Annotated in this window: 11 protein-coding genes; 7 read left to right on the plus strand and 4 right to left on the minus strand. The window is 70.8% G+C overall.

Features of this window, described 5'->3' with window-relative positions; all coding sequences use genetic code 11:
* Nucleotides 1–67 precede the first annotated feature (67 nt).
* The gene (locus tag J3P30_RS12410; RefSeq protein WP_210481327.1) at nt 68–1,543 is read left to right on the plus strand and encodes a DUF4389 domain-containing protein; all 1,476 of its coding nucleotides are present in this window, start codon (nt 68–70) and stop codon (nt 1,541–1,543) included.
* Here the strand turns inward: J3P30_RS12410 and J3P30_RS12415 are convergent.
* From J3P30_RS12415 to J3P30_RS12425, 3 genes are all read right to left on the minus strand, one after another.
* Nucleotides 1,491–3,971 carry an HAD-IC family P-type ATPase gene (locus J3P30_RS12415; RefSeq protein WP_210481328.1) on the minus strand — a complete coding sequence of 827 codons (2,481 nt, stop codon included), beginning with the start codon at nt 3,969–3,971 and terminating at the stop codon, nt 1,491–1,493. The two genes, J3P30_RS12410 and J3P30_RS12415, sit on opposite strands and share 53 nt — an antisense overlap.
* 182 nt (nt 3,972–4,153) lie before the next feature.
* Nucleotides 4,154–4,588 (minus strand): pyridoxamine 5'-phosphate oxidase family protein, encoded by a 435-nt coding sequence (locus tag J3P30_RS12420; RefSeq protein ID WP_210481329.1) that lies wholly within the window; start codon nt 4,586–4,588, stop codon nt 4,154–4,156.
* Between the two features lie 85 nt (nt 4,589–4,673).
* Entirely contained in the window at nt 4,674–7,295 is a 2,622-nt protein-coding gene (locus J3P30_RS12425; protein WP_210481330.1) for an ExeM/NucH family extracellular endonuclease, read from the minus strand.
* Between the two features lie 169 nt (nt 7,296–7,464).
* Here J3P30_RS12425 and J3P30_RS12430 point away from each other — a divergent pair, with 169 nt between their 5' ends.
* The 3 genes from J3P30_RS12430 (at nt 7,465) to J3P30_RS12440 (ending at nt 10,245) form a co-directional block, all read left to right on the plus strand.
* Nucleotides 7,465–9,279, plus strand: coding sequence for a bifunctional UDP-sugar hydrolase/5'-nucleotidase (locus J3P30_RS12430; RefSeq protein ID WP_210481331.1), 1,815 nt, complete (start codon nt 7,465–7,467; stop codon nt 9,277–9,279).
* A 220-nt stretch (nt 9,280–9,499) separates the two neighbouring features.
* Nucleotides 9,500–9,745, plus strand: coding sequence for a hypothetical protein (locus tag J3P30_RS12435; protein WP_210481332.1), 246 nt, complete (start codon nt 9,500–9,502; stop codon nt 9,743–9,745).
* A gap of 134 nt (nt 9,746–9,879) precedes the next feature.
* Entirely contained in the window at nt 9,880–10,245 is a 366-nt protein-coding gene (locus J3P30_RS12440; protein WP_210481333.1) for a hypothetical protein, read from the plus strand.
* 286 nt (nt 10,246–10,531) lie between these two features.
* On the opposite strand, the gene J3P30_RS12445 is transcribed toward J3P30_RS12440, so the two are convergent.
* Nucleotides 10,532–10,786: a DUF6458 family protein gene (locus J3P30_RS12445; protein ID WP_210481334.1), complete on the minus strand. Its 255-nt coding sequence runs from the start codon at nt 10,784–10,786 to the stop codon at nt 10,532–10,534.
* A 250-nt stretch (nt 10,787–11,036) separates the two neighbouring features.
* On the opposite strand from J3P30_RS12445, the gene J3P30_RS12450 reads away from it, so the two are divergent.
* The 3 genes from J3P30_RS12450 (at nt 11,037) to J3P30_RS12460 (ending at nt 12,270) form a co-directional block, all read left to right on the plus strand.
* Nucleotides 11,037–11,351 carry a hypothetical protein gene (locus J3P30_RS12450; RefSeq protein WP_210481335.1) on the plus strand — a complete coding sequence of 105 codons (315 nt, stop codon included), beginning with the start codon at nt 11,037–11,039 and terminating at the stop codon, nt 11,349–11,351.
* A 279-nt stretch (nt 11,352–11,630) separates the two neighbouring features.
* Complete coding sequence (locus tag J3P30_RS12455; RefSeq protein WP_210481336.1) at nt 11,631–11,936, plus strand: TM2 domain-containing protein; 306 nt, start codon at nt 11,631–11,633, stop codon at nt 11,934–11,936.
* A gap of 79 nt (nt 11,937–12,015) precedes the next feature.
* Nucleotides 12,016–12,270, plus strand: coding sequence for a hypothetical protein (locus tag J3P30_RS12460; RefSeq protein WP_210481337.1), 255 nt, complete (start codon nt 12,016–12,018; stop codon nt 12,268–12,270).
* Nucleotides 12,271–12,274 lie beyond the last annotated feature (4 nt).

Here is a 12,274-nt window from a genome sequence, read left to right on the forward strand (position 1 = left end):
GACGTTGGCCCCTGACGCCCGGGCGCGCCCACCGCGAGCATCGGACGCTTCGGGAAGGGGAGACGTCATGACCCAGACGACGGAGCGGGAGAGCGTTCGAGGAGGAACTCCAGTCGGCGCGATCGTGATGCTCGTGCTCGGCGGACTGCTGACCCTGGTCGGCCTTCCGATCGTCGCCGGCGGTGTCGCTGCGGCCACGTTCGCGGCCGCACAGGGCGACGAGGGCTTCGTCACGGCGCCGTCGACCCTGTTCGCCACCGACGCCTACGCGCTGACCACGCCTCGCACGGCGGAGTTCGTCGGCGACGAGGGGACACCGGACCTGCCGTTCGACATCGGCGAGGTCCGGCTCCGGGCGTCCGGCGACCGTGCTCTGTTCATCGGCATCGCCGCCCAGGCGGACGTCGACCGCTACCTGGCGGGTGTGCATCGCACCGAGGTGACCGAGATCGGATACCACCCCTTCGAAGCCGAGTACCGCGACATCCCCGGCTCCGAGGAGCCCGCCGACCCGACGCGTCAGACCTTCTGGGTGGAATCGTCGTCGGGCACCGGCGAGCAGGAGATCACCTGGAGCATCCAGCCCGGCGACTGGGCGATCGTGGTGATGAACGAGGACGGGAGCCCCGGTGTGTCCGCCCGGATCCAGTCGGGCTTCCGCAGCGACCTGTTCGCCCCGCTCGCCCTCGCCGTCCTCGGTACGGGGGTCCTCCTGGTGCTCGCCGGGATCCCGCTGCTGATCCTCGGGGCGACCGGGGTCGGCAGGTCGCTGCTTTCGGGACCGGGAGCCGCGGTACAGGCGGCCGTCGTGCCGGGGGAGGGGCTCCGGCCGATCCCGGTGCGGCTCGTCGGTCGACGGGGCGAGCCCCTGTCCCGCTGGCTCTGGCTCGTGAAGTGGCTGCTCGCAATCCCGCACTACCTCCTGCTGGCGCTGCTCTGGGTCGCGTTCCTGGTCACGACCATCGTCGCGGGGGTCGCGATCCTCTTCACCGGCCGGTATCCACGGTCCCTCTTCGAGTTCAACGTGGGCGTCCTGCGCTGGAGCTGGCGGGTGGGCTTCTACGCGTACGCCGCGCTCGGCACCGACCGCTACCCGCCGTTCACCCTCGCGAGCACCGACTACCCGGCCGATCTGCAGGTCGACTATCCCGAACGGCTCTCGAACGGCCTCGTCCTGGTCAAGTGGTGGCTGCTCGCGATCCCGCACTACCTCGTGCTGGCCGCGCTCACGAACGGATTGATGTTCCTGCCGAACGTCTGGCAGGGCTTCAGCGAGCTCGACTCGCTCACGGGCGCCGCCCGGACGGTGTCGGTTCTCGGCGCTCTCGTCCTCGTCGCCGGGTTCGTCCTGCTCTTCACCGCCCGGTATCCGAACGGGCTGTTCGACCTCGTCGTGGGCATCAACCGCTGGCTGTACAGGGTCGTGGTCTACGCGGCGCTGCTGCGCGACGAGTACCCGCCGTTCCGCCTCGACCAGGGACCGGACGAGTTCAGCGTCGACCGAGTGCCGGCGGGCCCGCGGGAGGGGTCGGCGCTCCGCTAGCGCGCGGCCCGCGGACCCACCGGCGGTGGACCCGGTCGAGCACCTCGACCGCGGCCGCCGCGACGAGCCCGACGGACCCGGCGGCGATCAGCAGCGCGGGAGGGGGCACGGGCAGCACGAGGAACTCGGCGACGAACGGCACGGCGAACATCAGGACCGCGCCCGCGAACATCGCGGCGATGACGAGGATCCGGCGCGCGTCGAGCGGGCGGGAGATGACGACGAGGATCCACAGGCCCGCGACGGTCAGCGTGATGACCGACGCGCTTCGGACGGCGTCCGGGTCGTCGGCGCCGGTGACGGAGCCCGCGATGTGCACCGCGGTGATCGCCGTCGTGACGATCGCCCCCGCGGGCACGGCGAAGAGCAGGGACCGTCGGAGGAATCCGGAGCGGTAGCGGCGGGGATTGGCCATGAGCGCGAGGAAGAACGCCGGGATCCCGATGGTCAGGCCGTCCGTCACCGACAGCTGCCGGGGCAGGAACGGGAACCCCCACAGCAGGGCCCCGAAGACGACCGAGATGAGGATCGCGTACGACGTCTTCGCGAGGAACAGCATGGACACGCGCTCGATGTTCGCGATCACGCGCCTCCCCTCCGCGACGACACTGGGGAGCCGGTCGAACCGCCCGTCGAGGAGCACGAGTCGCGACACCGCCTTGGTCGCGGCCGTGGCGGTGTTCATCGCGATCCCCATGTCCGCGTCCTTGAGCGCGAGGACGTCGTTCACGCCGTCGCCCGTCATGGCGACGACGTGGCCGCGGGACTGCAGGGCCCGCACGATGTGCCGCTTCTGCTCGGGGGTGACCCTGCCGAAGACGACGTGGTTCTCGAGGACCTCTCCCAGCTCGGCCTGATCCTCCGGAAGGCGGCGGGCGTCGAAGCAGTCCCCGGCGTCGAGACCGACCTGACGGGCAACCGCGCCCACGGTCCGGGGGTCGTCGCCGGAGAGGATGCGGATCTGCACGTCCTGCTGCCGGAAGTAGTCGAGGGTCTGGCGGGCGTCCGGGCGGACCACTTCGGTGAACGTGAGCAGCACGACCGCGCGCAGTCCTGGCGGAAGCTCCTGGTCCTGGGCGTCGACGCGCAGGTCGCGCGTCGTCGCCGCGAGCACCAGCGTCCGGCGCCCCCCGGCGGCGAGGTCGGCGGCGGCACGCAGCGCGTCGTCCGACGCGTCACGGAGGACGAGCTCGGGTGCGCCGAGCACCCAGGTGCCCGGCGCGGCACTGCCGTCGCCGAACTGCGCGGCGCTCCACTTCCTCGTCGAGTTGAAGCGGACGGCGGCCACCGGAGTGAGCTCGTGCGAGACCGGGAACTCGGTCGTGAGGCTCCGAGCCGTCGCGTTCGCGTTCGGGTCGGACCCGAACCAGGCGAGGGCGTCCCGCCAGCCGTCGGGAGGCGTCGCGCCGACGGGGTGCGTGGCGTCGAAGGCGATCGCGCCCTCCGTGATCGTCCCCGTCTTGTCCAGGCACAGCATGTCCACGCGGGCCAGGCCCTCGACGGCGGCGAGCTCGCGCACGAGCACCTTCTGCCGGGCCAGGCGGACGCCGCCGACGGCCATCGCGACGCTCGTCAGCAGCACGAGACCGAGGGGGATCATCGCGATCGTGCTGGCGACGGCGCCCACGGCCCCCGTGCGCCAGGTCCCGGTCCGGATGGCGGTCTCCCATCCGCCGAGGACCTGCATCTGCCCGTTGATCACGATCAGCATGATCGGGGCGAGCATCCAGGTGATCCAGCGCAGGACGCGGTCCAGCCCGGCCCGGATCTCCGACGCGACGAGGGAGAAGCGCTTCGCCTCCGCCGTCAGCTCGCTCGCGAACGAGTCGTCGCCGACCTTCGTGACCCGCACGAGCCCGGTCCCCGCCAGGACGCTCGACCCGGAGAGCGCGCCCGCCCCCGGCTCCTTCGCGACGGGGTCCGCCTCGCCGGTCAGCACCGATTCGTCGACCTCGAGCCCCTCCGACTCGACGACGGTCCCGTCCGCGGGAAGCTGGTCGCCGGGGCGCAGGACGAGCACATCGTCGAGCACGACGTCCGCGATCGGGATCTCGACCTCCTCGCGGTCGCGCAGCACTCGGGTGCGGGGCGCGTTGACCACCGCGAGGCGGTCCAGGGACCGCTTGGCGCGGTACTCCTGCACGACGCCGATGACCGCGTTCGCGACGGCCGACAGCCCGAAGAGCGCATCCCGCCACTGCCCCAGGACGAGCAGCAGGACGAAGCTGCCCGCGACGATCGCGTTGAACAGGGTGAGGACGTTCGCGCGGACGATGTCCCAGACGCTCCGGCTCGTGACATCGCTGACGGTGTTCGTGAGGCCCTGCGCGACCCGTTCGGCGACCTCCGCGCTGGTGAGCCCTTCCGGTGGGGTCGCGAAGGCGGTCGCCGCCCCTCCGGGCGCGCCGCGCGCCTGCTCAAGCGCCATCAGGCGGGCCTGCGCCGATTCCCGGAGGCATCGGGTGCGGCGGGCGGGAGAGAGCGGGCGGGCATCGGCGCTCCGTTCTGCAGTCGGGTCCCCTCGGCCTGCACAGTACTCGTGCGGTCCGGCGCGGCGACAGACCAGGGTGCGACGCCGTGCCGAGGGCGCCTCGCATGTCGGGAAGCGGCTCAGCTGCTCCGGTCGGTCCTCAGCCGGAGGCGCCTGCCCGTGATGGTCGCGGGCTGGATGCGGACGAAGACCGGCTTCGCCCCCGGGACCCAGGGGCTGAGCTCGCGCCGGGCGGCCTCGTCGAGCTCCTCCGCGCTCTCCAGGATGGAGGCTCTGCCGCGGATGACGACGCTCGTCCCCTCCGCGATGTTCCAGCGGTCGGCCTCGAAGGCGACGTACTGGTTGACGGCCAGCTCGAGGAGCTTGGTGCCGTGGGCCGTGCGGAACAGCACGGTCCGGGCGTCGGTGACGAAGTTCACCGGGAAGATGTCCGGCACACCCGCCACGCTGACCGCCAGCCGGCCGAGCTCCTGGCTGCGCAGGAAGTCCCAGCACTCGTCCTCGGTGAGCTCGACGACGGGCTTTGGGCCTGAGGCCTCCGGTGCAGTGTCCATCGTCCTCATCATGCTCGGGCCGTGCCGATCGCGGAAGGACGGGCGCGAGGGAGGCGGCGGCGGGCGCCGCCCCCCTCGCCGACTGTCAGGAGTCGGGGCCCTCCTGCTCCTCGCTTCCCGCGCCGCGGCCGCCGTCGAGATCGTCGTCGCCCGGCCCGCCGACCAGGCGGTCGTCGCCGTTCTCCCCGCGGAGCCGGTCGTCCCCGAAGCCGCCGAGGAGCACGTCCGCGCCGTTCCCGCCCTCGATCAGGTCGTCCCCGTCGCCGCCGCAGATGACGTCCTCGGCGTTCCCGCCGCGGAGCGTGTCGTCGCCGCCGAGGCCGAGGATAACGTCGACCCCGCTGGTGCCGATGAGGACGTCGTCCCCGTCGGTGCCGCGGAGGGTCGGCTCGAGCCCGTTGCAGCGCTCCGCGAGGTCGATGCCCAGCAGGAGGGGATCGTGGTCGCTGGAGCGGTAGGGGTCGGCGGCGTAGAGGACCGGGTCACCGGTGTACTGGTGCGCGAAGGACTCGACCGCGTTGATGTTCCAGTGCACGAGGTCGGTGACCTTCGCAGCCAGCTCCTCCGTCGCGAGTGCATGGTCGAGGGAGCCCGACATGTCGTCGAACACGTAGCTGTACCGGCCCGGGTCCAGCGTCTCGCCGAGGTCGACGTAGCCCGCCTCGCGCAGCGTCTCGATCGGATCCTCCTGCATGTAGGCGTTGAAGTCGCCGAGCAGCACCACGTCCTCGTCGCCGGTGGACGCCCGCAGCTGCTCGGTGAACGCCGCGAGGGACTGGGCCTGGCGCACGCGGTCGCCGTTCCAGGCGCCCTGGCCGTCGCCGCTGTCCACGTTGTCGCCGGTGGCGTCATCCGCGGAGCCCTTCGACTTCAGGTGGTTCGCGACGACCGTGAACAGGTCGCCGTCCTTGGTGAAGGACTGCGCGATCGGCTCCCGCGCGTTGTACCAGACGGTCTCGTCGACCAGGCCGGCCGGCTCCCCGACGGGAAGGACGACATCGCTCCGGTAGATGATCGCGTTGCGGATCACGTCCCGGTCGACCGCGTACAGCTCGTCGGGCAGGGGCACGTAGTCCCACACCGTCGCGCCCGCCGTCGCGTTCAGGCGGTTCACGAGGTCGGCGAGGGCGGAGTCGGCGTTCCCCGGCGTGAAGCCGGTGGAGTCCGTGTCCTCGATCTCCATCAGCGTGACGACGTCGGCCTCGAGCCCCTGGATCGCGGTGACGATCTTCGCGGCCTGCCGGTCGAACTCGGCGGCGCTCCGAGCTCCGCGCGCGTCCGGTCCGCTGTGCGTGACGAAGTAGTTGAGCACGTTGAAGGCGCCGACTTGGACGTCGCCGCCCACCTCGTCCGGTGCGGCCGGGCGGGTGTTCTGAGGAGCGAAGACGCCGGCGGCGGCGCCGTCGGAGGGCTGGAGGCGCCACTGGTCGAAGCCGTAGCCGAGCACCACGGGCTCGAGAAGCGTCAGCTCGTCGCCGACGCGGACGGGCGTGGTGGGGGAGAGGTAGGGCCGGGTGGCGACGGTGACGCGCGCGCTCAGTCCGTCGTCGAGCACGATCCGGCGCAGCGCGTTCGCCTCGGCGATCGCCTCCGCCTCCTCGCCCGGGCGGGCGAGCTCGGTCGGCTGGACGAGGAGCCCGCCCTCGGACAGGGTCAGCTCACCGAAGGACGTGAGGTCGAAGACCTCGCTCACGGTCAGGGTGTCGACGGGGGAGACGAGCATGCCCTCGAGCCGCTCGCGGGCCGCGTCGTCGGCGGGCAGGTCGAGCGGAGCAGGCCCGGGAAGGCTGGAGGCGTCGCCGTCGGTGCAGATCTCCGACTCCGCTCCGGCGCTGATCTGGGTCTGCCCGAAGCGCTCCTGTGCCGCGCCCGTGACCGCCACCGTGTCGCCGAGGCCGACGTCGACGGTGCTGAAGACGAACACCGCGTCGGAGGTGTGCTCGTTCCCGTCACCGTCCGGGTCCTGCAGGTGGAATCCCGAGAAGCCGGGGAGATCGGCCACGACGGTTCCGCGGACCGTGACCTGCTGACCCTCGACGGGCGTCGACGCCCCCTCGCCCTGGACGGCGCCGATCTCGTGGGTGACCGCGAGCTCGCAGACGGCGACCGGAGCCGGCTCCAGGGCGGTGTTCACGCGCCCCTTGGTCGACTCGGCGGGGCCGCTCCAGACGAGGGCATCCGCCGCGGAGTCGTAGGTGCGTGACAGCGAAGAACCGGGAGCCTCGGCCCCCTCGCGGACGCCGATGTCGGTGCTCGCGGTCCCGGCCGCGGGTCCGTTCGCCGCGGTGAACCGCCCCTCGTAGGAGAGGAACTCGAGCACCGTCCCGTCCGCGGACACGAGGGCGATCCCGTCGGGCGAGCCGTTCTGGATCCCGTCGACGGGGTAGTCGATGACCGCGACGGCCGGGGCGTCGGCGGACGCCGTCACCGTCGGCAGCGCTGCGGTGCCGTACACGGCGCCGTTGCTGCCGTTGTAGAGCACCACGGACAGCCCCGCCGAGGACGTGCCCGCTGGGAGCTGCACCTCGACGAACTCGCCGGTGTCGACTCCGCTGTTGTCGTAGTGGAGCTCGGCGATGAAGGGGGTCACCGGCACGGCGGCGGAGGCGCTGGATGCGGGCAGACCGGCCAGCGCAAGCGTCGCGGCTGTCAGGCCGGCGAGGCCGCAGGCGCCGCGATGCCGTGGGGCGAGAGAGGGGGAGGGCACGGAGAGAGTCCTTCCGGATAATCGATGGACAACGGTTCCGTACCCTATGCGGACGATGCAGACTGATCGTTCCACCTTCGCCTTCTGTCGGCGAGTCGCCCGAGTTCCGTAACCTGCGCGACACCTGCGGTTGCGAAGGTCGCCTTCGAGAAGAGACTCAAGGAGATCCATGTCCCCCATTCCCCTGCGCCGAGGAGCACTCGCGGTCACAGTCGCCACGGCGACCCTCGTCGCCTGCTCGGTGCCTGCCGCCGCCTCCGCCTACCCCGACAAGGCGCCGAAGCCCGACTTCACCCTGACCGTGCTGCACGCGAACGACCTCGAGTCGGCGCTGCTGCCGATCACGGGGACGGACGGCGGCACCTATGGCGGCGCCGACCGATTCGTCGAGCTGATCCAGCAGCAGCAGGAGCTCGCGACCAAGGGCGAGCCCGGCCCCGGGCAGGCCGGCAAGCGCGGCGTCATCACCATCTCCGCCGGCGACAACTTCCTCCCCGGTGCCCAGCTCGCCGCGAGCGAGGAGTCGGGCCTTCCCATCTACGACGCGACCGCGTTCGCCGCGGCCGGGTTCGACGTGTCCGCCATCGGCAACCACGACTTCGACCTCGGACCCGACTTCCTCGGGCAGTACCTGGAGGACCTCGGAACGTCGACCACCTTCGTGTCCGGCAACCTCGGCTTCGCGGAGGAGCCCGCGCTCCTCGCGCAGGTCGAGGACGGCACGATCGTCACGTCGCACGTCGAGAGGATCAAGGGCGAGGAGATCGGCATCATCGGTCTCACGACCGACCAGCTTCCGCAGCTGACCAGCCTCGGGGACGTGACCGTCGACCCGGATCTCGCAGGCATCGCGAACGCCCAGGCCGCGGCCTACGCGGCGGCCGGCGTCGACAAGGTCATCCTCGTCTCCCACCTCCAGGACATCGACAACGAGGAGCTCCTCGCCGGGCAGCTCCGCGGCGTCGACATCATCGTCGGCGGCGGCGGTCACGAGCTCCTGGCCGACCCGGGCGACCCCCTCGTGCCCAACGGCACGACCGTCTACGACAGCTACCCGATCGACGCCACGGACGCCGACGGGGAGACCGTGCCGATCGTGACGACCGCTGCGCTGTACACCTACGTCGGCCGGCTGGTCGTCACCTTCGACAAGGAGGGCGAGCTCCTCCAGATCCACGAGGACCTGTCGCGCCCCATCCCGGTCGCGGCTCAGGGCCCGGACGCCGTCGAGCCCGATGCCGCCGTGCGCGAGCAGGTGGTGGAGCCCGTGCAGGAGTACGTCGCCGGACTCGCCGAGGAGGTCGTCGCCACCTCGGAGGTCGCCCTCAACGGCATCCGGAACGACGTGCGCAGCATCGAGACGAACCTCGGGAACCTGGTCGCCGACTCGCTGCTCGCGGTCGGCCAGCGCGAGGCGGAGGAGGCGGGCATCGAGCCGCCTGTCGTCGCCCTGCAGAACGGCGGCGGCATCCGCAACGCGTCGGTGCTTCCGGCGGGACCCATCACCGCACTGGACACGTACACCGCGCTGCCCTTCGTGAACTTCGTCGCCGTTGCGCCCGCCGTTCCGGTGGAGACCTTCATCGCGGTGGTGGAGCACGGCCTGGGCGGCGGCGTCGAGGACGGCGTGCTGCAGCCGGCGGGCCAGTTCGGCCAGGCGGCGGGCTACAGGGTCAGCTACGACCCGACGCAGGAAGTCGGATCCCGCATCGTCGACCTCGTCCTCGACGACGGAACGGTCCTGGTCGAGGACGGTGTGGCGACGGGTGTGTTCGACACCATCTCCGTCGCGACGATCGACTTCCTGCTCCGCGGCGGTGACGGCTACCCGTTCGGTGGCGTCGACTTCACGGTCCTGCCGATCACGCAGCAGGAGGCCTTCGAGATCTACCTGACCGAGGACCTCGGCGGCCGGGTGACCGCGGCGGACTACCCGGAGGGCGGCGAGGGCCGCATCACCGTGGCGATGCCCGCCGCCGGCTGACCCTCGACGAGAACAGCGGGCGCCCGTCCTCGGATGGGCGCCCGCTCCTCGTTGGCCCGGCCGTGACTTTCGTCCCCCGCTTCCATCCGAAGTGGAACGAGCCGTCTACCACGGGACGGCGGAGGCCGAAAGTCCCATTCGGAACCGTCCGGGAAGTGGGACGCTTCCTCCACGGTGGCTGGGCAGGGCCTGGAGGGAGGCTCTTGTGGAGGACTCGCTGGTGGATGCTCTCTTCCACCTCGTCATGACGGCACTGCTCGCAGGGGCGCTCTGCGTCGCCTCGGTCGTGGTCGCGGGAGGACTCGCGCTCACGATCTGGGCCGTTCCGCGGATCGCGCGTCGGCTCGCGGGAATCGTGGCCTGGGTGCAGCAGATCCGCGCCGCCCGCGCGAACCGCACCGGTCCGGAGCGCGAACCCCGGTCGCTGACCCTGCCCGCGCTCCGGCACCGGCTGCGGCGGCCCTGATCTCCTCCTTACCGCGCGCAAATCCACGGGACGTAGGTCCCGCACGCGCCCATCGCGAGGGTGGAGACTTCGGCCGGTTGGGCGCATCCTCGCGCCCGAGGGGACCTTGACCCTGCATCGAAGCGGAGGTCGACATGGGTGTGCCGTCTGATCATCGGGCGTCCCCCGAACTCGCCGCCTGGCTGGGAGGCGCGATCCTCGTCGCGGGTCTCGGCCTCACCTCGTCGTTCCCGCGCGCCGGCGGGGAATGGTCGGAGAGCCCGCCGCGGACCCTCGCTGCGGCCGCCGAGACCATCACGTCAGCGCTGGGCAGGCTGCTGCCGCAGGCGCCGGAGCGGACCCCGGCGTATCTCCGTCCGGACTGCCGCCTGTTCCCGGTGCCGGATCCGCGCGAGGTGGCCGCGGTCGCGCGAGGGCTGTATCACCTTCACCCAGGCGCCGTCGTCACCGTCCGCCCGACGGCGGGACCCGCGGGCGCCGTGTCCGTGTGCGAGGGATGAGAGACCTCCGGCACTAGGCAGAGCGGATGCGACACGCCACACTTGCTGGCGTGCCCGAGGAAGAGCGCGAAGCCGAGTTATCAGTCTGGACGGAATGTCCGCGGTGCCTGATCCCGCTGGAACTGGACGCGCTCGGCTCCGTCTATTACCTCGTCTGTCCCTGTTGCAGGAGAACGAGGATCGCGCTGTGAGTCGCCTCCCTTTCCACCACGAGAAGTGAAGCGTCAGAGAAAAGGGGAAGCCCCGCACCGGGGAGATGGTGCGGGGCTTCGGCCTGGGGAAGCGGTCAGACGAGCGGGTCGCGCTCCGTCGAGCGGGACGTGATCCGCTCGCCGCTCGCCGGGTCCACCGCCGACCGGGTCGTCGAGACCGACTGGCGGCGCCGCATGAGCAGCATCACGCCGAGCAGTACGCCGACGATGCCCGCGATCATGAGGATGTATCCGACGACATCGAGACTGATCCAGTCGAGCTGGATGTCCGTGGCGAATACGAGAATCGCGCCGATCACGAACAGCGCGATTCCGGTTCCGAGGCTCATTTCTGGTCACCTTTCTGCGGCCGCCCGATATCGGCTAGGCCGCGTGGATATGCCCAGAATAGGACTTGCTGTGAGTCCTGTTTATCGCCCTTGTGGGGGCGTCTCTTCATCCATTATCGTTTGCCGCCTTTTTCTTCTTTCCCGCCGTCGTCGCCGCGCGGCCGTGTCGGCGGCGGGGTGCGGCGCGGCTGGGCTATAACATGGACGTCGCGCCGCGGGCGCTCCTCCCCGAGAACACCAGGAATCTGCAATGGGAAAGCTGATCTACGGTCGCGACTCGTCCATCGAGGTCGAGGATCGTCTCCTCGCTCATCTCAAGCTCGCGGTCATCGCCAAGCTGCGCCGCGACGAGAAGTTCACCCTCTCGTGGACGCATGAGGGCGACTCCGGTCGCAGCACGATCTGGATCCACCCGGCGATCCCTCTGCAGTTCAAGTTCGACGGCAGTCGCGCTCCCGTGATCAACCGGGCGTGGGTCGAGGCGCTGATGGTCTCGGCGAACAGCACCGGAGGGCTGCAGATGATCCCGGAGCCGGCTCCGCAGGCCCAGCAGGTGCGTCAGTAGCGCGAGCTCGGTCCTCTCCGAGCAGGCCGGATAGGGCATTTCGTCCCGTCGTGGACAACTTGCTTCAGGTTTTGGTTGAAGGTTGCGCGCCGAGCGGCGCGCCCGATCCGGCTGTCGGAAAAACCCCTGGTCGTGGGGCGCTTCTAAGAGAAGCCCGCGCGTGTTCCGGAAGTCGCCTCGACGCTGTCCGCCGTTTGGGGGACCGGTCCAGGCTACCCCCGCGCCGGTTCCGGGGGGCAGGGGCTTCGTAGGCTGGCTGGGCCGTCGAAAGGAGACCCGATGCCCCAGACGCTCGCCCTTCCCTACGCGCCAGCGCCGCTCAAGCTCCACCCCAAGCAGGAGGAGCACCCGTTCGACACCTGGCTCCCGCCGGTGTCCACCGCTCGTGCCTACGCCCTGATGCTGTTCGGACTCGTCGGAGTCTTCGGCATCCCGCACTTCTACCTCGGCAAGCCCGTGAAGGGCACCGTCTGGCTGCTCACCTTCGGCGTCTTCGGACTCGGGGCCCTCGTCGACCTCTTCACGATGCACTGGCAGGTCAAGCGCATCAACGGCTGGCGCAGCGTCGGCGTCGGCGTCCACTGACCCGGTTCCTGCCGGCCATCCCGAGGGCGATCGACTCAAGGCCTTCCTTCTTCCCAGTCCGCCGACCTAGCCTCGGCGCATGGAGATACCACGCATTGGCCTGAGCGCTCGCGCCAGCCGTGAGCTCGACGAGCACGGGCACAGCGACCTGCACACGGCCGTCGGAGAGGCGATCCGCAGCGTGTCCGCCACGCACTGGGGACGGCCGATCGACGAGATCGAGTCCGTGCTCCGGGAGGCGGTGACCTCCGCCACGCACGATCGCGAGATCCTCTCGAGCGAGGCGATCCACGAGCTGGCCGAGCAGATCCACTGGAGCACCAAGCACGCCTGACCGC

Source organism: Naasia sp. SYSU D00948 (genome assembly GCF_017916515.1).
In the GTDB taxonomy this organism is placed as follows: Bacteria; Actinomycetota; Actinomycetes; order Actinomycetales; family Microbacteriaceae; genus Naasia.

Coding starts and splice junctions, on each gene's coding strand:
- J3P30_RS12415 (WP_210481328.1), bottom strand. CDS start 3,971: ATGGCGCTTGAGCAGGCGCGCGGCGCGCCCGGAGGGGCGGCGACCGCC.
- J3P30_RS12455 (WP_210481336.1), top strand. CDS start 11,631: ATGCCCCAGACGCTCGCCCTTCCCTACGCGCCAGCGCCGCTCAAGCTC.
- J3P30_RS12410 (WP_210481327.1), top strand. CDS start 68: ATGACCCAGACGACGGAGCGGGAGAGCGTTCGAGGAGGAACTCCAGTC.
- J3P30_RS12445 (WP_210481334.1), bottom strand. CDS start 10,786: ATGAGCCTCGGAACCGGAATCGCGCTGTTCGTGATCGGCGCGATTCTC.
- J3P30_RS12460 (WP_210481337.1), top strand. CDS start 12,016: ATGGAGATACCACGCATTGGCCTGAGCGCTCGCGCCAGCCGTGAGCTC.
- J3P30_RS12450 (WP_210481335.1), top strand. CDS start 11,037: ATGGGAAAGCTGATCTACGGTCGCGACTCGTCCATCGAGGTCGAGGAT.
- J3P30_RS12430 (WP_210481331.1), top strand. CDS start 7,465: ATGTCCCCCATTCCCCTGCGCCGAGGAGCACTCGCGGTCACAGTCGCC.
- J3P30_RS12440 (WP_210481333.1), top strand. CDS start 9,880: ATGGGTGTGCCGTCTGATCATCGGGCGTCCCCCGAACTCGCCGCCTGG.
- J3P30_RS12420 (WP_210481329.1), bottom strand. CDS start 4,588: ATGGACACTGCACCGGAGGCCTCAGGCCCAAAGCCCGTCGTCGAGCTC.